This window comes from Patescibacteria group bacterium, assembly GCA_038064855.1.
Taxonomy (GTDB): domain Bacteria; phylum Patescibacteriota; class Minisyncoccia; order Ryanbacterales; family GWA2-47-10b; genus SICQ01.
On record JBBTSE010000007.1, the window covers coordinates 146,920 to 166,145 of the forward strand.

At 47.5% G+C, this 19,226-nt stretch carries 25 protein-coding genes and 1 tRNA gene; 2 read left to right on the forward strand and 24 right to left on the reverse strand.

What is annotated here, in order from left to right; translation table 11 throughout:
* Positions 1–22: 22 nt before the first annotated feature.
* From AAB417_02860 to AAB417_02870, 3 genes are read right to left on the reverse strand one after another with little or no spacing between them, the layout of a single operon-like run.
* Positions 23–601 carry a hypothetical protein gene (locus AAB417_02860; GenBank protein ID MEK7630943.1) on the reverse strand — a complete coding sequence of 193 codons (579 nt, stop codon included), beginning with the start codon at positions 599–601 and terminating at the stop codon, positions 23–25.
* Positions 602–643: 42 nt separating this feature from the next.
* Positions 644–2,239, reverse strand: coding sequence for a hypothetical protein (locus AAB417_02865; GenBank protein MEK7630944.1), 1,596 nt, complete (start codon positions 2,237–2,239; stop codon positions 644–646).
* Positions 2,240–2,245: 6 nt separating this feature from the next.
* A complete protein-coding gene (locus AAB417_02870; protein MEK7630945.1) occupies positions 2,246–3,811 on the reverse strand; it encodes an aromatic amino acid ammonia-lyase in 1,566 nt (521 codons plus the stop codon).
* 218 nt (positions 3,812–4,029) lie between these two features.
* Here AAB417_02870 and AAB417_02875 point away from each other — a divergent pair, with 218 nt between their 5' ends.
* Complete coding sequence (locus tag AAB417_02875) at positions 4,030–4,710, forward strand: hypothetical protein (protein MEK7630946.1); 681 nt, start codon at positions 4,030–4,032, stop codon at positions 4,708–4,710.
* Here the strand turns inward: AAB417_02875 and AAB417_02880 are convergent.
* From AAB417_02880 to alr, 3 genes are read right to left on the reverse strand one after another with little or no spacing between them, the layout of a single operon-like run.
* Positions 4,638–5,810, reverse strand: coding sequence for a ThiF family adenylyltransferase (locus AAB417_02880; GenBank protein ID MEK7630947.1), 1,173 nt, complete (start codon positions 5,808–5,810; stop codon positions 4,638–4,640). The genes AAB417_02875 and AAB417_02880 overlap by 73 nt on opposite strands.
* 4 nt (positions 5,811–5,814) lie before the next feature.
* Positions 5,815–6,123: an RNHCP domain-containing protein gene (locus AAB417_02885; protein ID MEK7630948.1), complete on the reverse strand. Its 309-nt coding sequence runs from the start codon at positions 6,121–6,123 to the stop codon at positions 5,815–5,817.
* Positions 6,123–7,247 (reverse strand): alanine racemase, encoded by a 1,125-nt coding sequence (alr, locus tag AAB417_02890; GenBank protein MEK7630949.1) that lies wholly within the window; start codon positions 7,245–7,247, stop codon positions 6,123–6,125. Before alr ends, AAB417_02885 begins: the two co-directional genes overlap by 1 nt.
* A gap of 109 nt (positions 7,248–7,356) precedes the next feature.
* Between alr and AAB417_02895 the strand changes: the two genes are divergently transcribed.
* The gene (locus tag AAB417_02895; GenBank protein MEK7630950.1) at positions 7,357–7,521 is read left to right on the forward strand and encodes a hypothetical protein; all 165 of its coding nucleotides are present in this window, start codon (positions 7,357–7,359) and stop codon (positions 7,519–7,521) included.
* 60 nt (positions 7,522–7,581) lie between these two features.
* On the opposite strand, the gene AAB417_02900 is transcribed toward AAB417_02895, so the two are convergent.
* The 18 genes from AAB417_02900 to AAB417_02985 all read right to left on the reverse strand — a co-directional run bounded on the left by AAB417_02900 (position 7,582) and on the right by AAB417_02985 (position 19,225).
* Positions 7,582–8,208 (reverse strand): histidine phosphatase family protein, encoded by a 627-nt coding sequence (locus AAB417_02900; protein ID MEK7630951.1) that lies wholly within the window; start codon positions 8,206–8,208, stop codon positions 7,582–7,584.
* A 2-nt stretch (positions 8,209–8,210) separates the two neighbouring features.
* A tRNA-Lys gene (locus AAB417_02905) sits at positions 8,211–8,283 on the reverse strand.
* Positions 8,284–8,287: 4 nt separating this feature from the next.
* The gene (locus AAB417_02910; protein ID MEK7630952.1) at positions 8,288–8,797 is read right to left on the reverse strand and encodes a hypothetical protein; all 510 of its coding nucleotides are present in this window, start codon (positions 8,795–8,797) and stop codon (positions 8,288–8,290) included.
* Entirely contained in the window at positions 8,798–9,853 is a 1,056-nt protein-coding gene (locus AAB417_02915; GenBank protein ID MEK7630953.1) for a J domain-containing protein, read from the reverse strand. It lies immediately after the preceding gene.
* A gap of 12 nt (positions 9,854–9,865) precedes the next feature.
* The gene (locus tag AAB417_02920) at positions 9,866–10,792 is read right to left on the reverse strand and encodes a hypothetical protein (GenBank protein ID MEK7630954.1); all 927 of its coding nucleotides are present in this window, start codon (positions 10,790–10,792) and stop codon (positions 9,866–9,868) included.
* On the reverse strand, positions 10,776–12,659 hold the full coding sequence (gene dnaK, locus AAB417_02925; protein ID MEK7630955.1) for a molecular chaperone DnaK: 1,884 nt from the start codon (positions 12,657–12,659) through the stop codon (positions 10,776–10,778). Before dnaK ends, AAB417_02920 begins: the two co-directional genes overlap by 17 nt.
* A gap of 16 nt (positions 12,660–12,675) precedes the next feature.
* Positions 12,676–13,203 carry a nucleotide exchange factor GrpE gene (locus AAB417_02930; GenBank protein MEK7630956.1) on the reverse strand — a complete coding sequence of 176 codons (528 nt, stop codon included), beginning with the start codon at positions 13,201–13,203 and terminating at the stop codon, positions 12,676–12,678.
* Complete coding sequence (locus tag AAB417_02935; GenBank protein MEK7630957.1) at positions 13,185–13,838, reverse strand: hypothetical protein; 654 nt, start codon at positions 13,836–13,838, stop codon at positions 13,185–13,187. Before AAB417_02935 ends, AAB417_02930 begins: the two co-directional genes overlap by 19 nt.
* A 100-nt stretch (positions 13,839–13,938) precedes the next feature.
* Entirely contained in the window at positions 13,939–14,361 is a 423-nt protein-coding gene (gene rpsI, locus AAB417_02940) for a 30S ribosomal protein S9 (GenBank protein MEK7630958.1), read from the reverse strand.
* Complete coding sequence (rplM, locus tag AAB417_02945; GenBank protein ID MEK7630959.1) at positions 14,342–14,719, reverse strand: 50S ribosomal protein L13; 378 nt, start codon at positions 14,717–14,719, stop codon at positions 14,342–14,344. The genes rpsI and rplM overlap by 20 nt, the downstream gene beginning before the upstream one ends.
* A gap of 1 nt (position 14,720) precedes the next feature.
* A complete protein-coding gene (gene rplQ / locus AAB417_02950) occupies positions 14,721–15,071 on the reverse strand; it encodes a 50S ribosomal protein L17 (protein MEK7630960.1) in 351 nt (116 codons plus the stop codon).
* A gap of 9 nt (positions 15,072–15,080) precedes the next feature.
* Entirely contained in the window at positions 15,081–16,046 is a 966-nt protein-coding gene (locus tag AAB417_02955) for a DNA-directed RNA polymerase subunit alpha (protein ID MEK7630961.1), read from the reverse strand.
* Positions 16,047–16,074: 28 nt separating this feature from the next.
* A complete protein-coding gene (gene rpsD / locus AAB417_02960; protein MEK7630962.1) occupies positions 16,075–16,710 on the reverse strand; it encodes a 30S ribosomal protein S4 in 636 nt (211 codons plus the stop codon).
* A 24-nt stretch (positions 16,711–16,734) separates the two neighbouring features.
* Entirely contained in the window at positions 16,735–17,160 is a 426-nt protein-coding gene (gene rpsK, locus AAB417_02965; GenBank protein ID MEK7630963.1) for a 30S ribosomal protein S11, read from the reverse strand.
* Between the two features lie 6 nt (positions 17,161–17,166).
* Positions 17,167–17,553, reverse strand: coding sequence for a 30S ribosomal protein S13 (rpsM, locus tag AAB417_02970; protein MEK7630964.1), 387 nt, complete (start codon positions 17,551–17,553; stop codon positions 17,167–17,169).
* 3 nt (positions 17,554–17,556) lie between these two features.
* Positions 17,557–17,670 (reverse strand): 50S ribosomal protein L36, encoded by a 114-nt coding sequence (rpmJ, locus tag AAB417_02975; protein ID MEK7630965.1) that lies wholly within the window; start codon positions 17,668–17,670, stop codon positions 17,557–17,559.
* 24 nt (positions 17,671–17,694) lie between these two features.
* Positions 17,695–17,910 (reverse strand): translation initiation factor IF-1, encoded by a 216-nt coding sequence (gene infA, locus AAB417_02980; protein MEK7630966.1) that lies wholly within the window; start codon positions 17,908–17,910, stop codon positions 17,695–17,697.
* A 46-nt stretch (positions 17,911–17,956) separates the two neighbouring features.
* Positions 17,957–19,225 (reverse strand): hypothetical protein, encoded by a 1,269-nt coding sequence (locus tag AAB417_02985; GenBank protein MEK7630967.1) that lies wholly within the window; start codon positions 19,223–19,225, stop codon positions 17,957–17,959.
* Position 19,226 lies beyond the last annotated feature (1 nt).

Sequence of the window (19,226 nt, forward strand, 5' to 3'; positions counted from 1 at the left end):
CGATGCCGTGTAAGTTTCAAACTTATGCGGCCTTTTTCTTTGGTGGATTTGCAAACGTAATTTCCGGTAATTTGATTATCGTGGTAGCAGGAATACCTAATTCTTTTTCGTATACAAGATCGATGCTTCCGAAAATAGCCTTTTCAAAATCAAAACCAAGCTCTTTCGAAACTCCTCGTACTATTCCTTCCGTCCCTGCTTCTATCTCCACAAACGGGTTAAGACCTGGCCACGTATCAATGGTAACCTCTGATCTCTCACGCATCCATACTTCGCGCTTATTTTCTTGAGATGCTTTTGCAGGAATATTACATGCCTCAAAAAAAGCTGAGGCAGTCTCAAAATCATTCACAATAAGTTCGACTTCAAAAGTGTCATCAATGCCCGATCCGCGAACCTCTTTGACGGTCATGGTAATTTTATTGGATTCTTGTCGAACCCGCCCCCATTTATTTTTCCCAGGTGCAACGTGCGAAAAGTCAAAGGTTTTTCTGCGCATCACATACTCCGGTATTTTCAATTCAAAGCCTATCTCTTTTAACTTAGCGCGAACTAAATCTTTATTAATTGAAAGAAATTTTGCCTCAATTTCATTTTGCATAGCTATACCCTAACATAATCCTTTAATGAAAACCATATTGATTTACTTTACCAACACAGACGCCTTTGCCTGAGAATCGGCGGCGATATATTTGGGTTTCATGCCTACTTTGAAGTATTTTTCGTCTTGGTAGGTGCGTAAAACAATGACGGGTCGAGTGCGTTTCTTGGTATTTTTTGAAGACATGTCGAGATATTCTAAATTGATGCGTTTCAACATTTGCACAACAGCATTTTCTAGCTCTTTTGCAAAAATCTTGCTCGGATGTACGCCTACGCGAAGCTCAATATTGATCTCAAAATATTCGTCCATATTTTTCAGATAGTGCTTGTGCATCACAAATTTGCCCGTGATTTTCTCCAAAAACGGTTTATGGTTGAGTGCGAGGTGAATATGCTCGGGGTAAATATTGGCGGCATAAAAAATCATCGTCTGGTCAGTGCGGCCGCCCAGCTTTACAAACGGCAATTGCCACATAAAATTGCGCGCGTCTTCTCGCACAAATTCACCGCGCCAGTTTTTGTGTGATGTATCGAGTGCTTCTGTCGCCTTACCAAACGGCACTACTGCTCCCCCATCATGTAGGTTGTAGCGGATGAGCGGCAAACCGCTGGCTGATGTAAATACCAAACTTCCCTCTTCTGATTCAATCCAGCGCATCAGTGGGTTGTATTGGAAAATACTCGGCACCCAACGCGTGTCGGTAAGCTTTTTTTTGAAATCAACGCTCTTTTGCATGAAGTTGCGTACATATACCGAGAGTGGTGTCTCCCACGCCATCAACAAAAGCTCTGATGAGCCGTAGGTACTGACAGCCGTACGCAGGCCAAAATCTTGACCTGATTCTTTGATGACATATTTGCGCCAGATTTCATTGAACCCTTCGCTGCAAAACATAAAGCGCAATTTGGTCTTTGCCCAGCGAATCCCCTCGCGTCTACCGGTCTCAACGACATCTTTGATAAAAAATGGATGGCCTACGAGCACTATTTGATCATATTCGCTTTGCAAATTTTTAACAGTACGCAAGATCTCAGCTTTGTTGTTACCCGCGCTCACCACCGTCATATTGTACTGGGGTTTGTCAGCTACCATCATGCTCGGCATAAAAGTGGCGATGCCTGATACATACACACCCATAGGAAACCCAATCACCAGTAGCGTGCGATGCCGGTCGATATCAAATGAGTAGCGATAAATAAGCTCATGGATGATAGCCGCCTCGTATTCTTGGTATGACCCGCGCGGCCAAAAAGTTGGCTCACCGGTAGTACCCGAGCTGACAGCGGCAATCTTGGCGCCTTCTACTTTGCCGTCCCAACTACGATCTTTGAGCGAGTAGGCGTTGATATAGTTGCGCTTGTCAGTAGTAGGTACGCGCGCAAAGTCTTTGATCGTGCGGATTTTGGCTGGATTGATTTTGTGTTTTTTCAAAAAGTCTTTGTAGGCAGGTACACGCTTTGCCGCCTCATGAAATATCTGCAAGGCGCGGCGCTCCCCTGCGCGCACCCAAAATGATTCAGGTGCGGTCTCGAGTAAGCGCGCAAAAGCACTCGTATCAAACGAGGAAAATTCCGAAATCCAATTTTTCTTTTTGCGAAAGTCGAGCTTTTTGAGAATGTCAGACCCGCGTATCATACAAAATTAGACGATAGTACGAAGTGGAGCAGTTGAGCGCGCCAGGCGCACGATACGAGGTAGCTCTGCGGTCAGTACGCGATCTTCAATAATCACGGGCATTTGTGTACGCACCGCGTCATACAGACTGCGTGAGGTGGTCGCAAGATCGTCTTGAATTTTCATAAAATCAACAGTTTGAGCGAGCGTAATCATCTCGATAGCCAATACCACAAATGCGTTGTCGATGACTTTTGCAGCCATGAGCGCGGCATCGGTACCCATACTCACTATATCTTGGTTGTCGCCATTGGTCGAGATTGAATGCACATTGTGCGGATATGCGAGTGTCTGATTTTGCGCGGTAGTCGAGGTAGCGACAAACTGTAAACCTTGGAGGCCAAGCGTAAGCCCCGGCTTTTTAAGATTCATAAATGGTGGGAAGGTCTTGTTGATCTTGTCATTGAGGAAAAAATTGGTACGACGCTCAGCGAGCATCGTGAGCTTGGCAATACCGGCTTTGAGCTGGTCAATAGCTACAGCAACATAATCACCATGAAAGTTACCGCCGTGTAAAAAGGCACCGCGCTCAACATCTACGATTGGGTTGTCAGTCACCGCGTTCATCTCAACCTCAACATCGCGCTTTACGCGCGCGAGAGTATCGAAGATGGGCCCGAGTACCTGTGGGATGCACCGGATAGAATATACTTGCTGTACTTCTTCGGGGATCTGATAGACGCTATGATTGACCTCAAACTTTTCTTGAAACTCGTGGCGGTCACGCAAAAGTTTTGATGAGCGCAAAATATCACGCATGAGTTTTGCTACCATCACCTGCCCCGCGTGTGGGCGGAGGTCGTGAAGTTTTTCTGAAATAGCGTCGCTAAAACCGTGTACAAGCTCGAGTGCGAATGCACCGTTTTTGATGGCGAGCGCCATAAGCTGTTCGGCCTCGCGGCAAAGTACCGCAGAGATACCGGCCATGACCGAGGTACCATTGATGAGCGCAAGACCTTCTTTTGGTTGGAGCTTATATTCACCAATACCCAGGCGCGCAAATATATCAGCAGACTTTTCGCGCTTGCCTTCATACATCGCTTCGCCCTCACCAATGAGTGCGAGTGCGATATGTGCGAGCTGTACCAAGTCACCACTGGTACCGACAGCGCCGTGCTCGGGTACTATCGGGATGATGCGCTTGTTGATCATCATGAGGAGGCGTTCGGCAAGCGCACGAGAAATACCCGAGTATCCTTTGATGAGCGTATTGAGGCGCACGATCATCGAGGCGAGCACATACTCGTCACGAATAGGGCGGCCAATGCCTACCGCATGACTGCGCACGAGATTATACTGGAGTTCTTCGAGTTCGGTCGCGCCAATGATATACGAAGCCATAGGCCCAAAGCCGGTATTGATGCCGTAGATGACTTTCTTATCAAGCGAGCTATCGACAAATGCCTTTGAACGCTCGATTTTAGCGAACGCTTGGTCAGCAATCTCAATAGTCACCTCGGAGTTAGCGAGGACTGCGTTGATATCGTCAATCGTCAGATTTTCACCAGTGAGTACGATGCGTCGTCCAGACATAGGGTTAAAATGCTTATCTGCGAGGCCTTTTTGGCCGTATATATTAATGGGCTTTACTATACACTATTTTTGCTATTTTGTCTAGTATGCCCGTTCACAAAGAAATACGGCACCTGCGCCATATTTTTGCCTATATCTATTGTACCACAACGCTTATAGCCCAAAGACTCTATAGACTTTTGAAAAATGGATATCTTACTATATGCTTATCGATAGCTATGGCAGTTACCACCCTACACAAGAAAATTAAAGAAAGACACTTGATAGAAAAATTGCTCAAGATGGAAGGGCTTATCACTGATCAAGAAATAGTTGATCTTCTTTTGGTTTGGTGCGCGTTCAAGCCTACGGCAATGATTGAACTATCATATTACCCGCGCTCGAAATTCTCTCGAAAGGACTTTCTGGAAAAAACTGGCGAGCTTGAAAAAATCTTTAAAAAAATAGGTTTTCATTATCAATTATATATTAACCACCCAAAGAATAAAAAAGAGATTACACGTTATAGTTGCGTAGCAAGAAGTGAGAAAAAACTCAACGAGCTCCTCGCCGCATATTCTGAAAAAAATATAAAAGTAAGACGCCTTAAACTTGGCGCATTGCTCGGCTACCCTGTAACGGCGGTGAGAGCCTTTGCAAACGGCACATCATTGCGTTTGGAGGATTTGCCTACAAGTATCTTGCGAAAAGACGAGTTAAAATTTCTAAACTTTCGATTATCAAAGCATTGGGACGCAGAGCTTGCGTATCTCAAGAGAAAAGCCGAAACCATACGAAAAGTAGCCCCTGATTTTTTTACAAAAATCATCAATAAGCCCAAAAAGGTCTACAGCCCGAAGATTTTACGAAATCCGTCAGCTACTTCAACTCGTTTTTCTGTTGCCTCGGGTGTGTTGTAGTTGGGTTCTAGCGGCGCATCGAGTGATACAATAGCGCGATTGTTCTCGAGTGGCTGATTATTTAAAATCTTGCGTATCGCGTATGCCACGGCAGATCCATTGAGAAGTGCGGCCCCACCCAACTGTGGCCATGAGACTACCGTTTTACCCATCTCAAGGAGTGAGTTTTGCATGCGTTCAGTCACATTTTCAGGACCTACATGTTTGGTGATCATCTTGCCAATACCAAACTTATCAAGACCTGCCAGCATCTCATATGAGACATCACCCATGCGGCCATGGAAAAACTGCGTATTTTGATCAAGGTCATAGCGCTCGATATCTACCACGCCATTATCACCATTGTCTGCTGCCATCACCACGGCGATTTTGTTTTTGCGCGCTCGCTCGCGGATAAGGTATTTGATTGCCAAATTATCAATCTCATCGACGACTACCGAAAGCCCACCAAAAAACTGATCAATGTTTTCGGGAGTCAGACCATCAAAAATCTCAATCTCAAGATATGGATTGATCTCATACATCTGTCGTGCGGTCACGGTCGTCTTTTTCACACTAAGACCATCAATGCCGGTGCGAATGCGATTGGTATTTGAAAGCTCGAGCGTATCATGATCAGCGATCTTCCAATGCCGCCCACCACCCTGCAAAACCGTTGCGAGTACCACGCTATTGCCCACACTCAGACCCGCAAGGCCAATAGTCGAATTATAATACTTTTCTTGCTCGTCGCGGTTGATGAGGTTTTTGTTGCGCGCGGTGCGTACTTCAAAAAATTCTTTTTCTTCTAAGATGTGTACGATGAGTGCTCGCCACGGATAGTATACCCATCTCCCCTGCTGCCAGAGTGGTGCCTTGGCCTGCACGCTCGCTAAGTATTCGGCAAAAAGAGCTTTGAACTCAGGCGTATATACTGCCGATGGATTTGATACCTGAAAATATTCTTCGAGCTGTACTTCAAAGCTGTCACTCACCTGTTGGATCTTGCCTGATTTGAGTAAATCCTCCACCGCCGCACAATCCGCATCAACCGACAAATCAAAAATCTGCGGTTTTACGGCGTCTTCGGATTTTTTCTGTAAGAGTGTTTCGATATTCATGACATTATTTCGTTGCCTTACCACCCAGTCGTGCGATCATTTCCATGTCGTCTTCAGGGGCGACTTTGTTTTTGATAGTTTTGGCGCATACGCGGCAGTGGTATACGATATTGTACTTACCGCTCTTTTCTTCAACGCCCACTGGCTTCATAAGACCCTTACAAACAGCGCTCCGATCGCCCGGGTTTACATCTACATGCTTTGACCAAAGGCACTTGGGGCAGTGATTGGTATAGCCATTGCCCTCCACACGCGTGCCGCATCGCTCGCACACAAAGTCTTCGATCTTGCGCTGAAATTTTGGGGTATCCATTATTTGTAAATTCTTTTGATGAGCGGGTTGATCCGTGTGACGATCTCGTAGTTTGAAGTATCAGCAAGATACGCAAGCGCATCGGCGGTGATACCTTCACCAATGATCGTCGCCTCGTCACCCACCACAACCCCCTTAATATCAGTGATATCGATAATAATCATATCCATCGAGATGCGCCCCAAAATCTTTGCCTGCTTGCCACGCACGATAAAATATCCAACGCTCGAGAGCGCGCGCGGATAGCCGTGCCAGTAACCTACAGGACAAATAGCTACTACTGAATGACGCCCAAGCTCTTCGGTAAAATCATACCCCACGCGGCTACCAGTAGCGAGCTCTTTAACCTCACTGATAATAGTCTTCCACGAAAGTATCGGCTTGAGGCGAAACTGGTGATGAAACGCTGCCTCTGCTTCTTTTGATGGCCAAAGGCCATACATGCCGATACCAATACGGATCATATCGTAATGCGCCTCGGGGAATAGTATCGCGCCCGACGTTGCGGTCGCGTGTCTGATGGGCCTGAACCCCGCCTCATGCGCCGCGTCAAGAACTTTTTCAAAGAGTGCTATTTGCGCCTTAGTGTCTTTGGGAAATGCGGGATTTTTAGCAGCGGCAAAATGTGTGTAGATACCTTCAAAGCGCAGGTTGGCGTTTTTCTTTTTGAAATACGGGAATACTTTGGCGATATCGTCAGGCAAAAAACCTTGGCGATGCATGCCCGTATCAATCTTAATATGCACGCGAAGTGGTTTGCTGCGCGTGGCCTCACCTACGGCTGATTTGAGTGCGGCAAAGTTTGAGATCGTCACGCTGATACCCGCACGAGCGGCCTCAGCGTAGCGCTCAGGCATGGTATAGCCGAGGACCAAAATAGGCATACGAATACCAGCTTTGCGAATAGCAAGCGCCTCTACTATCGAATCAACACCGAGCCAATCGGCGCCCAGTTTTTTCATAGTACGCGAGAAATCGAGAAGACCATGACCGTACGCGTTTGATTTGGTGATAGCCATCAGCATATTGCCTTTACCGGCAAGCTTGCGAAATGCCGTATAGTTGGCTTTGAGTTTTTTGGTATCTATCTCGATCCAAGTCCTAAGACTTTCTTTTTTCTTCATATACCTAAAATAGCAGAGAAAAAGCCCGCCGCCAACGGCAAAATAAGGGGTTTTTGCTTATTTGACAAGTAGTTATAAATATAGTATAATCGCATCTAGGAGGTTCATAATGAAACTGCGAAGCATCGATCTCGTGATCATCGTCATCGGGCTCCTCGGCATCGTCGCTGTTCTCTCGTTCTCTCTCCCGCAGAGCAACGCGGTGACCGGCGTCGTCCAGTCGCGCAATGCCGAGATTACTGCCGAGGCCGAGCGTGCGCTCAACGGCAACTAGATCAAAAGGCCCCGACCGTCAACCAGACGGTCGGGGCTATCATTTTTTATACGAGATTTTTTAGTTTAGATGCGCGTGGTCGTTCCATGTTTGTAGTAGCCATCCGTACTCGGGCATGTAGTCAAGCGCCGTAATCCCCGTATTTTTTATACGAAAAACTTTAAAGATATGATTGAATTCCGCATGAGTCACCTTTTCGCCAAAAATAATAGTCGCCAACAACATACGCATAAATCCGCCATGGGAAACTACCAAGATATGTTCTTCAGAACGACTTTCAAGATATGCGAGAAAACCCAATGCACGATCACGAAACTCAGAAAATACTTCTTCGTCTGAATGACGATATGATTCATCGTCGCCATGAGCCATAATTTCTGCACGAATCGCCAACGCACGCGGATCGTCGCCTTGCATACCAACCATAACGCTTGGATGACGCTTCTCTACGATGTCATCGCGCCATTCAACGGGCCGCTCGAGATGCTTTAAGATCACCTCGGTAGTTTCGCGTGTACGCTCATATGGACTAGCCAAGATTATATCGATAGGCAAACGCTCAATACGGTGTGCTAAAAAGACAGCTTGGTCCTTGCCATGCGATGAGAGTGGGCCTGTAGACCCTTGGAATGCATGAGCTATGTTTGCCTCGGATTCTCCGTGGCGGATAAGATAAATACGCTTCATTGTCCGCTCGGTAGGAATCGAACCTACGACCATCTCCTTAAAAGGGAGCTGCTCTACCGACTGAGCTACGAGCGGATATTTACGATCGCCTACTCAAAAGAGCAAGACCGATGATGGGCACAATCGCCCAAATAACATACGCATCGGGTCCTGCAAAGAGCGTTTTGGTGATCGGTGATAATTTTATAATACCCCGAAATGAGATGATATTCAAGGTACCGGCCACAAAAAGACCAGTTGAGAGAAAGCTAATAAAAAGAGCGGGCAACCACCGATATGACGATTTGCCGATGCCACGCAAAAAAATGCGCTCGGTAAAAACAAATAACAATGCGAGCACCACACCATACACAAGCAGGTTGCGATACAAATGTACGCCGAGCTTGTGACTATCGAGAAGCTCGAAGATCAAAGGTGAGATAAAAAGTGCCAAATAGGTTGAGAGCAAGAACGCCAAAAGCTTTGCCTTGCCACCCATCATGCCCCACAAAAATCCTGCGCCGAGAAAAAAAGTGATAACCAATATATCTACCGCCGGATGGCGCATGTAAGCTGCGAGTCCTTCTGCGTACGCGAGATAGGCGGTCATCTAGAAGCCTTCGCGTTTGAGTTCTTCAATGAGAGATTTGAGTGCGGGTGTGATCTTCTTTGGCATGTGGATTTTAATTTCAATCAGCAAGTCTCCCCTACCACCATCGTCGCGGCCAATGCCTTTACCGGCCACTTTGAGTACTTCGCCGTCAGCCACACCCTGTGGAATTTTTACTTTAATCTTGCCATCAAGTGTTTCGATCTCTTCGGAAGAGCCCACAAGAGCAGTAGAGAGTGGCACTTCAAAACGCATGACCAAATCATGGCGCAAACGCTTGAATGTCGCATGAGGTAATACATGAATCTTGGCGTAGAGGTCACCCATGTCAGCATGAGGGGCCGCCTCACCCTTACCTGAGATCCTAATCACCTCACCATCTTCAATGCCTGAGGGAACAATAATGTGTACTTCCTCACTCTTTACGATGATTGTCTCGCCGTGGCAGACTTTGCATTGTTTCTCTGGCACTTTGCCTTTGCCACTACAAGTGCCGCACTCAACCATTTTGGTAAAGGTACCAAAAAGAGATTTGCGCGTGTCACGCAAGGTGCCCGCGCCATGACAGGTAGCGCAGGTAGAAAGCGCTGAGCCTTTTTCGGCACCCGTACCGCCACACTCGTCGCACAATGCTCGTTTGCGGATCAGTACGCGACGCTCCGTACCAAAAGCACTTTCTGCAAATGGAATCTCGATATCAATAGAAATATCACGGCCTCGACGCTTGTTACCTCCACCAGGAAAACCACCTCTGCCAAAAACAGTCTCAAAAATATCACCGACATCCATCTGATCAAAACCAAAATTGCCGAAATCAAAACCACCGAAACCAGCGCCCTCCTGTCCTCCGGCGCCAGCGGAACCAAAACGATCATATTGTGATCGTTTGTCATCGTTTGAGAGTATTTGGTAGGCCTCGTTGATCTCTTTGAAGCGGCGTTCATCACCACCTTTTTTGTCAGGATGGTATTGGTGCGCAAGCTTGCGGTACGCCTTTTTTACATCTTCTTTGGTCGCGTTGCGCGGAACGCCTAAAATATCATAGTAGTCTTTCATGGGTGGGTTTCCTTAAAAGAACGAGTAGACAAAGACGTTTGCAGGTATCGTTCTTACGCCGATTATACCAAATCTACGCAAAATGCGCAAAACCATACTCACGATCATAATGGCGATCCAATAGAGAAAAATACCGAAAAATCGGAGCGTTACAAAAAATCCAATTGCATATGCAATAGGGAATACTCCCTGAAAACGGCCTGCCTGCGCGCGCATAAAATTGATACCCACCATATAGATAATATCACCCATCTTTTGGTCTGCTCGTGGTTCAACCCCAATGCGCTCATTGAGCATTTTGGCGGACTCGCGGGTGGCGAGTGCGCGCTCGTTGGTCGTCAGTTCACGACCTGTCTCAGCTGCTGCTTTTTTGGCTACATAATCTCCGTATAAAATTTTTGAATCAAACGCGCCATCAACACCGCGGATCACAGGATCAATCGTCTCAAGGATAGGGTCAAAAAGCCAGCGTGGGATCAATGCCTCTACCTCCAAATTTTGCTTGGGTGTGACGGCAAACGCAGCAGTGGCAATGGCGGCAGCAAGAAAGGTAACAGTAAGTGGTAAACACTTGCGAAGACTTTTGGCGACACCGCCCTCGAGCGTGCGTTCCATCTGATATTTGGTGCGAAACATACCCAAAATACCAAAACAGAAAAGAGCAGTAGCCATCACTATAAAAAAATGTGTCTGGTACCAAATGACACCCATGTAGGACGCGAGCGCCCAGCCAACGAGCATCAAATAAATTTTATCTACCAAGATAACCGAAAGCCCCCACATCGCAAGAAACGCGATGGTGGCGGCAATCGTGCTCCAGATCAAATTCATATTGTCCCACGAAAGACGCGGGAGCAGTGTCGAGATTGAGAGCCACAGGAGGCCTGACGAGAGTACGAGGAGGGTAAGGAGCGTGGCTTCTTTAGCCGGTGCTTTCATTACCCTTATTATCGTCTTTTACTTCCTCATGTTCAACTGGTGTTGCACCCGGCGTGGCTTCTGCATCTTTTTTATAGATCAACTCCCCTATCTTTTGAGCCGCTACCGAATAGGCCGTTGCCTTGTCACGGATTTTTGCCGCGTCCTCGCCCTTCATGACCTCGTCGAGCTCTTTCTTTTTGTCTTCTATTTCTTTTTTAAGTGCTTCGGGTACTTTGTCACCCGCATCGTGCACTGCCTTTTCAGTCGTGTATACCATGGTGTCTGCGATATTGCGGGCTTCTACCAAATCACGCTTTTTCTTGTCTTCATCTGCGTGTACGGCGGCATCTTGCTTCATACGCTCGATATCATCTTTGGTAAGCCCGCTCGATGCCTCGATGCGTACTGACTGCTCTTTGCCGGTACCCTTGTCTTTTGCCTTCACCGACAAAATACCATTGGCATCGATATCAAATGAGACTTCAATCTGGGGCATGCCTCGGGGTGCTGGTGGGATGCCATCAAGAATAAATCGGCCGAGTGTTTTGTTGTCTGTGGCCATCTCACGCTCACCCTGCAAGATATGGATCTCGACTGACGGCTGGGAATCCGCCGCGGTTGAAAACACCTGTGTCTTTGCAGTCGGCACGGTGGTATTTTTTTCAATGATACGGGTAAATACTCCGCCAAAAGTTTCGAGACCAACGGAGAGTGGCGTGACATCGAGCAAGAGCACATCTTTAACATCGCCCTGCAAGATACCTGCCTGTACGGCCGCGCCAAGTGCCACTACTTCGTCAGGGTTGATGGTGCGATTCGGCTCTTTGCCAAAGAGTTTTTTAACGGCCTCTACGATTGCCGGCATGCGCGTCTGACCACCTACCAAGATAACTTCATTAATATCGCCGATCGCAAGTCCGGCGTCTTTGACAACCTGACTCGTGATATTGATTGATTTGGTGATGTAATCACCTACGAGCTGCTCAAAATCTGCGCGCTTGAGTTTGAGAAGCAAGTGCTGGGGGCCTGATTCGTTTGATGTAATGAATGGAATATTGACCTCGGTCTCCATGGTACCCGAAAGCTCATGCTTTGCTTTTTCCGCCGCTTCTTTGAGGCGCTGGAGAGCTATCGCATCTTTGGATACATCGATGCCTGATTGTTTTTTGAACTCGCTGATGATCCACTCAATAATTTTTTGATCAAAGTCATCACCCCCCAAGTGTGTGTCGCCACCGGTTGCCTTCACCTCGATGGTGTCTTCGGCAATATCAAGCACTGAAACATCAAAAGTACCGCCGCCAAAGTCATAGACAACCACTTTTTCATCTTTCTTTTTATTGAAACCATATGCGAGCGCAGCTGCCGTCGGTTCGTTGAGAATGCGGCGCACCGTGAGCCCCGCGATCTCGCCTGCGTCTTTGGTCGCCTTGCGCTGTGAATCGCTAAAGTAGGCCGGTACCGTGATAATCGCCTCGGTGATTTTCTCACCAAGCTTTTCTTCAGCGTCTGCTTTGAGCTTTTGCAAAATCATCGCCGAGATTTCTTCGGGACGATATCCTTTGCCCCCCATTTCAATCTCAACGCCGCTATTGGCTGACTCTTTGATGGTGTACGGCAAGAGTGTTTTGTCGCGCTGTACCTCTGCATCAGAAAACTTGCGACCGATAAGGCGTTTGGCAGAATAAATAGTACCGCGTGGATTGGTGACTGCTTGGCGCTTCGCAATTAACCCTGCCAAACGCTCGTTTGATTTTGAGAGTGCGACAATAGACGGCGTGGTGCGATTACCTTCTTTGTTTTCGATTATTTTTGGAGCACCGCCCTCGATGATTGCTATCGCTGAGTTGGTAGTGCCTAAGTCAATTCCAAGTATTTTTGCCATAATATTTTTTTATTTATTATTCTTTTTTAAATTCACCGACACTCACTTTTGCGGGGCGGATGACTCGATCACCTATCCGATACCCTTTTTGAAATTCTGTCATCACTTTGTTGTCATCTGCCTCGCTCGCGACTTCTTTGACTTCAATTGCTTCATGCCATACGGGATCAAATATTTTGCCGAGAGCATCGATGGACTCAATATCATAACGCTTGAGGAGACCTCTGAGCTTCTCGAGTGTGTTGCGCATACCTTGCACCCACGGAGAATCGGGCGGTGGTGAGGCAAAGGCGCCTTCAAAGGTGTCTACAACATCAAGGATCTCGCGTACCATACGAATCTCTGCGTACTGTACTGCTGACTCTTGGCCTTTGCGTGATTCGCGCTCAGCGTTTGAATAGTCTGCTTTTGCTCGCTGCCAACCCTGAAGATACTCGTCTTTTTCCTTTTTACAGATTTCGAGCGCGTGTTTGAGTTTTGTCAGCTTGGGATTCGCATCGTCTTCCGCCTCAAGCTCGATATCGTCTAATCGTTCTTCATCCATATGCGTATGGTACCAATAATACCTTCGTAATTCATGCGCGTAGGCCCTGCTACGAAAAAGACATCGTCTCTCCCGCGCCGACCGACTACTACACTGATCGCACGCATGCGCTCGACGGGGTTCTCCTCGCCAATATACACGCGAAATGGATCATCTTCGAGTGACTCTCTATACGCGTCACGCTGGCGTTCAAGATGATCGAGGAATATGCCCATCTCTTTGACGACATCGCGCTCAGCAAATTCAGGTTCACGAAATACCTCATCAAAACCTATAGGCATACCTTCACCAAATGCTGAGAGTACACGAAAGTGTTGAGCCATCTTTTCCTGCAACGCGCGCATGCCACCCAATACTTGGGTTACGCGTTGCGTCACCGCTGTTTCCACTTCATCGGCCAATACTTCGTCTACAAAAAAACGGTACCCACGCACGGATGGCACGCGCCCTCCCGAGACATGGGGCTGGACGATAAAACCCTCATCGGTCAAAACACCAAATACATTGCGGATCGATGCGGGACTCAAGTTGCCACGGAAATGCCGCGCAATGCGCTCGGATGATACAGGCTCTGCGGTACGAATATAGTCCCTGACCAAAAGTTCAAGGATATTTTTTTCGCGCTCTTTGAGCATAGGAGCATTATAGACAATTAGCACTCGTGGGTCAAGAGTGCTAATTTGTTCTCCTGCTAAACAAAAATCCCTCCCGCAATCGCGGGAGGGATTTTTGAGATTAACGCTTTGACCACTGAGGGGCGCGGCGAGCTTTTTTGAGGCCGAACTTACGGCGCTCTTTGACGCGAGGATCACGCTTGAGAAAGCCTGCTTTTTTGAGACTGTGGCGCAATGCGATATCAAAGGTGTTGAGTGTACGAGAAATGCCGTGGCGTACTGCCTCTGACTGTGAGTGAATACCACCACCCTCTACTTTGACTGATACACCAAAATGAGTCTCGGGACGCGCTTTACGAAAAGCGTCTTCAACAATCTTTTGCATGTCTACGGTAACAAAATATTTCTTGTAGTCGATACCGTTGACAACGATGCCCTCTTGATTAGCAAAAATACGCACGCGCGCAATAGAGGTCTTGCGGCGTCCGACAGCTTCGATATATTTGCCCGTAAAGGCAGCAGTTTTACTTTTCGTCTGTGACATAAATGATGAGATTTTTTAAAATATCCTTGCGTAATCGATTGCGTGGAATCATACCAGTGACCGCCTCGCGAAGCAACCGTGCCGGATCTTTGGTAAAGATATCGCGGTAGGTAGGAATACGGAGACCACCGTGGAAACCCGAATAACGCTCGTTGCCACCCTGATCCCATTTGCGACCAGAAAGGCGAATTTGACCCACATTCTTTACGATAACCTTTTGATTTGGTGCCACATGGCTTTCCCAATCAGTCGTACCTTTACCACGAATCAAAACAGCGACTTGCGAGGCAAGTCGACCAAGCGCCATACCGCGAGCGTCGATTGTGATATCAGTCTTTTTTGCTGTTTTCTGTGTCATATTATTGGACGATACTGATATGAGCCATGGGCGCGGCGTCTGACTTGCGTATACCAATGTTGGTGATACGGAGATACCCGCCGTTGCGCGTGGTCATCTTGGGGACAATTTCTTTTTTGAGATGAGTAGCTGCATCTTTGCCGAGGGCTGCTACAACGGTGCGATGTCCGGCAAGCGTACCCTTCTTCTCGGTCGTGATCAAGCGTTCGAGTACGGGGCGGACAGCTTTTGCCTTGGCCTGGGTCGTGGTGATGGCGCTCTTCAAAACAATAGAACGGGCAAGCGAACGCAAGAGCGCCTCGCGTGGCCCCTTTTCTCGTTTTAAAACTTTACCGACACGACGATGTTGCATAGGAGTTGTTTAGTCTTCTTGATTAAGTGTTAAGCCAAAATTGCCAAGCTCACGATGTATTTCCTGCATGGCTTTTTCGCCAACGCCATCAAGCTCGCGAAGCTCGGTCTCGGTCTTGCGTGCGACATCACCAAGCTTAGTGAATCCGGCACGGGCAAGCGCATTGAGCGTATGGCTCGAAAGCTTTACATCTTCAAGTAATATACTGCCGTAATCGGTGTCGTCGCTGGCGGGTGCTGCGATTTCTTGTTTGCGCTCCGGTAGAATAGAAAGTACTTCGCCCTTCTCACCGAATGCGCGAAGTTCACCCAATTGCCCGATAAGAATCTCGAGAGCAGAAGTAAATGCGTCTCGCGGGGTGATCGTGCCATCGGTGTCGATCGACATGATGAGCTTGTTGTAATCAGTCTCAGTACCGACACGCATATTTTCTACATGGTAGCTAACCTTACGAATGGGAGTAAAAATAGCATCAAGTACGATAGCACCTGCTTCTAACCGCTGGCTTTCGATTACTTCTTTGGGACGATATCCTACGCCACGCTCTACCGTCAGTTCGATAGAGAATGTCGCGCTTTTTTTGGTAAGAGTCGCAATATGCAAATCTTTGTTGATGATCTCAAGATTTGAAGAAGTCTTGATATCACCAGCTTTTATCTCACACTCGCCCTTGGCTTCAAACAAAATAGTCTCGGACTCTTCACTATACATCTTGAAACGAAGCTGTTTGAGATTGAGGACAATCAAAAGCACATCTTCGAGCACGCCAGGAATGGTCGAAAACTCATGATTGATACCTTGGATTTTAACGCGGGTTACGGCAGCGCCTGGCAGAGACGAAAAAAGGACGCGGCGCATCGCGTTGCCAATCGTCACACCGTATCCTGGGTGCAAACTCTCGATGATAATATCAGCCTTGGTCGGAGTTTCGTTTTCGACATAGGGCCGTGAAGGAAGAAGTATTGTAGTATTCATAAAATATTAAAAATGAGACTACCCCCTATTAGCGGGAATAGTACTCCATAATAGACTTTACATCGTATAATCGTACCATATCTTCGACTTTTGGTAAAGAGCTCACAGTGCCTTCGTGCTTCTCGGGTACAAACGAGAGCCACGAAGAAGTCTCGTGTTTTTTAAGTAACAATTCGATGTCGCGGAATACACCCTTGGCAGCAGAACTTTGTGCCATACCAATACGCTGACCTACACTCAGACGATATGAAGGCACAAATACTTTTTTACCATCAACGGTGATGTGACCATGCGAAATGATTTGGCGCGCGACAGAACGAGAAACGGCAAAGCCGAGACGAAATACAGTATTGTCAAGACGCAATTCGAGTGCGGAGACAAATTTTTGGACTACATCACCACCATGACCCGCGAGCGCTTTCGCGACATAGTTAGAAAACTGGCGCTCGGAAACACTGTAGAGCAAACGGACACGCTGCTTTTCATGAAGTTGGCGAGAAAACTCAGACACTTCTTTTCTGCGCTTGGTACCACCCTTACCATGAATACCGGGAGCATACGGCTTGCGGATCATCGCGCATTTTTGTGAATAACAACGCTCACCCTTTAAAAAGAGCTTTTCGCCTTGTCTCCGACATTTTTTACATTTTGAATCTTGTATCATATATGTTTATTGATAGGGTGGATGCTATACGCGACGAGGTTTTTTGAGACGCGGGATGCCGTGCGGGATTGGCGTCATATCTCGAATAGAGCTGATAGCAAAACCTTTCTGACCGAATACACGAAGTGCCGACTCTCTACCCGAACCGAGCCCCTTGATACGAATATCAAGGTCAGTGACACCCATGTCGCGCGCCTGATCAGCTATGACTTCGGCAGCTTTCGTAGCGGCATACGGCGTGCCCTTCTTTGAACCGGAAAAGCCCATGCGTCCGCTCGAGTTTTGAGCAAAAAGATTACCTCGCGCATCAGTAAGAGAGATGAGTGTGTTATTGTAGGTTGCCGAAATATGCACAAGCCCATGCGCGAGTTTGCGGCGCGAGCTTGCGGCTTGACGCGGCGATGATGCCTCGCCTTCCCCTGATTTTCTGATGATACGCTTTTTGCCCATAGGATTTTATTTCTTATCAACCTTACGCTTACCTGAACCCATCGTCACACGCTTGTTACCTCGGCGAGTGCGAGAGTTTGTCTTGGTGCGCTGACCACGCAATGGCAAGTTACGCATATGGCGTGTACCGCGATACGCGCCCGTGTCTTTGAGACGCTTGATGTTGAGCAAGATCTCACGACGCAACGCGCCCTCAACCGCGTATTCTTTTTCGATGATAGCGCGGAGACGAGCAGTCTCATCAGGGGTCAAATCTTTGGCTCGCTTGGTGTCTGAAATCTTTGCTTTCTCTAAAATGACGCGCGCCAAAGGACGGCCGATGCCGTAGATGTATGAAAGGGAGATTTCTATTTTTTTGTTGTCGGGGATGTTAACCCCTGCGATGCGTGCCATATATTATCCTTGTCGTTGCTTATGTTTTGGAGTCTTACAAACAATAAAAAGGCGTCTCTGACGCTTGACCAGTTTGCAGTTATTACAAATTTTCTTTACTGATGCGCGTACTTTCATTTGTCTTACGTCTTAGATTCCAGGCTAGAGACGCTGGACAATACGACCCTTTTCCTTGTCATAAGGCGAGAATGCGATCCTCACCCGGTCGCCGACAAGAACTTTGATATAATGGAAACGCATTTTTCCCGCGAGATGAGCCGATACCTCATCCTCGGAATTGTCGAGTTTCACCCTAAAAAGACCGCCCTTGAACGCTTCTAGTACAACGCCTTCGCGCAGAGTCTTTTCATCTAGCATAGGAATATGTTCTCCATCATATCCGAGAGTTGATTTGATGTCAATACTAGCGCACTTGGACGATAAGCTGACTGGAGCGAGAGGGTATGCGCTTGAGAAATGAGGGTCTAAAAGTCTCTTCTATATTCTTGATTCCTGGGTACAGAGTGAGGAGGCCCTTGATATCACTTACTTTTTTGGCGGCGAGCACTTTCTTGCGAAATTCATCAACAGGCACCGCCCCCTCAAAGACAATCTTACCCTGTACCGTACAAGAGATAGCGCTCTTTGCATAATCAAGCTTTGGCTTCTCACAAGAGAGTTTTGTGCCCACTGGCAAAGTAAAACTGGCGATCAACGCCTTATCTTCAAATAGGATATTAGCGAGCGCGGCCTGATAGGCGGCCCTGTCAACCGCCAAAACTTTTGCCTCTCCCCGTACCTCGCCAAAAAACTTATCTCCGGGAGCGCCAATGGGCGGATCAGTCACGCGCAATGTGATGTTTGCCTCAATGGTATCAGGAAATATAACATACGGATCTTTCATTTCATCTGCGAGTTTTGTCGCCAAGTTCGCCTTTACCTTTTCCTCAAGACTCTTGAGAAGCGCTTCTGCCTCGGCTTTACCTACAACCTTACCCTGCCCGGCAGCTCCTCCTTTGATGTCGCCCGGCCCATCAGCGCGCGAACGAGCATAAAACTTGTCATACTTTGGGGTGCCGGAAAATCCGGGGATTTTAAAATCAGAAAAACCTACATTATATTTTTCGCCTGGCGCATCGGCGGTTATCTCAACCTCGACAGATCCTGGCTTGTCTCCTTTTTTACCCGGTACCACCACACGACTCTTGGCGCGGAATACCAGGCCTTTGCTAGTCTGAAAGCGTGTATTCTGGACCAAAACCTGCGGCTCGGAAGAATAGTTATTATATACCAGCACTACGCCGGACGCGCGCTTGCTAAACGCCTCGACATTGGTGCTCACACCCTCACCTCGCTCAACGATTTCAGTCTTAAACTCCTTAGCGGTGACTGTGAGTGGGACACCCTCGCCCATATTGAAATTTCGTTCTTGTTTTCGGATGACAAGCGTAAGCGTTGACGACCACCAGATAGAAGCGCAAACAACAACAATAGCGCCAACAATGATAGCTGTTTGCCGTAAACCAAAACGGCGTGTTTTTTCACCCGTCGTATGATTTACTATTTTTTCATGACGCGGAGGAAGTGGATCGGATGAATGTTTTTTAGGAACAAGCATGGGCGACTTTTTGGTGCCACCCGCAGGACGGATATCCGAAATAACGCGTTTTTGGTTGTTGCCAGAAGAAAACATA

What these genes read in the sequence shown, in the direction of transcription:
- AAB417_02860 (MEK7630943.1), bottom strand. Translation starts at nt 601, where the DNA reads ATGCAAAATGAAATTGAGGCAAAATTTCTTTCAATTAATAAAGATTTA.
- AAB417_02865 (MEK7630944.1), bottom strand. Translation starts at nt 2,239, where the DNA reads ATGATACGCGGGTCTGACATTCTCAAAAAGCTCGACTTTCGCAAAAAG.
- AAB417_02870 (MEK7630945.1), bottom strand. Translation starts at nt 3,811, where the DNA reads ATGTCTGGACGACGCATCGTACTCACTGGTGAAAATCTGACGATTGAC.
- AAB417_02875 (MEK7630946.1), top strand. Translation starts at nt 4,030, where the DNA reads ATGGCAGTTACCACCCTACACAAGAAAATTAAAGAAAGACACTTGATA.
- AAB417_02880 (MEK7630947.1), bottom strand. Translation starts at nt 5,810, where the DNA reads ATGAATATCGAAACACTCTTACAGAAAAAATCCGAAGACGCCGTAAAA.
- AAB417_02885 (MEK7630948.1), bottom strand. Translation starts at nt 6,123, where the DNA reads ATGGATACCCCAAAATTTCAGCGCAAGATCGAAGACTTTGTGTGCGAG.
- alr (MEK7630949.1), bottom strand. Translation starts at nt 7,247, where the DNA reads ATGAAGAAAAAAGAAAGTCTTAGGACTTGGATCGAGATAGATACCAAA.
- AAB417_02895 (MEK7630950.1), top strand. Translation starts at nt 7,357, where the DNA reads ATGAAACTGCGAAGCATCGATCTCGTGATCATCGTCATCGGGCTCCTC.
- AAB417_02900 (MEK7630951.1), bottom strand. Translation starts at nt 8,208, where the DNA reads ATGAAGCGTATTTATCTTATCCGCCACGGAGAATCCGAGGCAAACATA.
- AAB417_02910 (MEK7630952.1), bottom strand. Translation starts at nt 8,797, where the DNA reads ATGACCGCCTATCTCGCGTACGCAGAAGGACTCGCAGCTTACATGCGC.
- AAB417_02915 (MEK7630953.1), bottom strand. Translation starts at nt 9,853, where the DNA reads ATGAAAGACTACTATGATATTTTAGGCGTTCCGCGCAACGCGACCAAA.
- AAB417_02920 (MEK7630954.1), bottom strand. Translation starts at nt 10,792, where the DNA reads ATGAAAGCACCGGCTAAAGAAGCCACGCTCCTTACCCTCCTCGTACTC.
- dnaK (MEK7630955.1), bottom strand. Translation starts at nt 12,659, where the DNA reads ATGGCAAAAATACTTGGAATTGACTTAGGCACTACCAACTCAGCGATA.
- AAB417_02930 (MEK7630956.1), bottom strand. Translation starts at nt 13,203, where the DNA reads ATGGATGAAGAACGATTAGACGATATCGAGCTTGAGGCGGAAGACGAT.
- AAB417_02935 (MEK7630957.1), bottom strand. Translation starts at nt 13,838, where the DNA reads ATGCTCAAAGAGCGCGAAAAAAATATCCTTGAACTTTTGGTCAGGGAC.
- rpsI (MEK7630958.1), bottom strand. Translation starts at nt 14,361, where the DNA reads ATGTCACAGACGAAAAGTAAAACTGCTGCCTTTACGGGCAAATATATC.
- rplM (MEK7630959.1), bottom strand. Translation starts at nt 14,719, where the DNA reads ATGACACAGAAAACAGCAAAAAAGACTGATATCACAATCGACGCTCGC.
- rplQ (MEK7630960.1), bottom strand. Translation starts at nt 15,071, where the DNA reads ATGCAACATCGTCGTGTCGGTAAAGTTTTAAAACGAGAAAAGGGGCCA.
- AAB417_02955 (MEK7630961.1), bottom strand. Translation starts at nt 16,046, where the DNA reads ATGAATACTACAATACTTCTTCCTTCACGGCCCTATGTCGAAAACGAA.
- rpsD (MEK7630962.1), bottom strand. Translation starts at nt 16,710, where the DNA reads ATGATACAAGATTCAAAATGTAAAAAATGTCGGAGACAAGGCGAAAAG.
- rpsK (MEK7630963.1), bottom strand. Translation starts at nt 17,160, where the DNA reads ATGGGCAAAAAGCGTATCATCAGAAAATCAGGGGAAGGCGAGGCATCA.
- rpsM (MEK7630964.1), bottom strand. Translation starts at nt 17,553, where the DNA reads ATGGCACGCATCGCAGGGGTTAACATCCCCGACAACAAAAAAATAGAA.
- rpmJ (MEK7630965.1), bottom strand. Translation starts at nt 17,670, where the DNA reads ATGAAAGTACGCGCATCAGTAAAGAAAATTTGTAATAACTGCAAACTG.
- infA (MEK7630966.1), bottom strand. Translation starts at nt 17,910, where the DNA reads ATGCTAGATGAAAAGACTCTGCGCGAAGGCGTTGTACTAGAAGCGTTC.
- AAB417_02985 (MEK7630967.1), bottom strand. Translation starts at nt 19,225, where the DNA reads ATGTTTTCTTCTGGCAACAACCAAAAACGCGTTATTTCGGATATCCGT.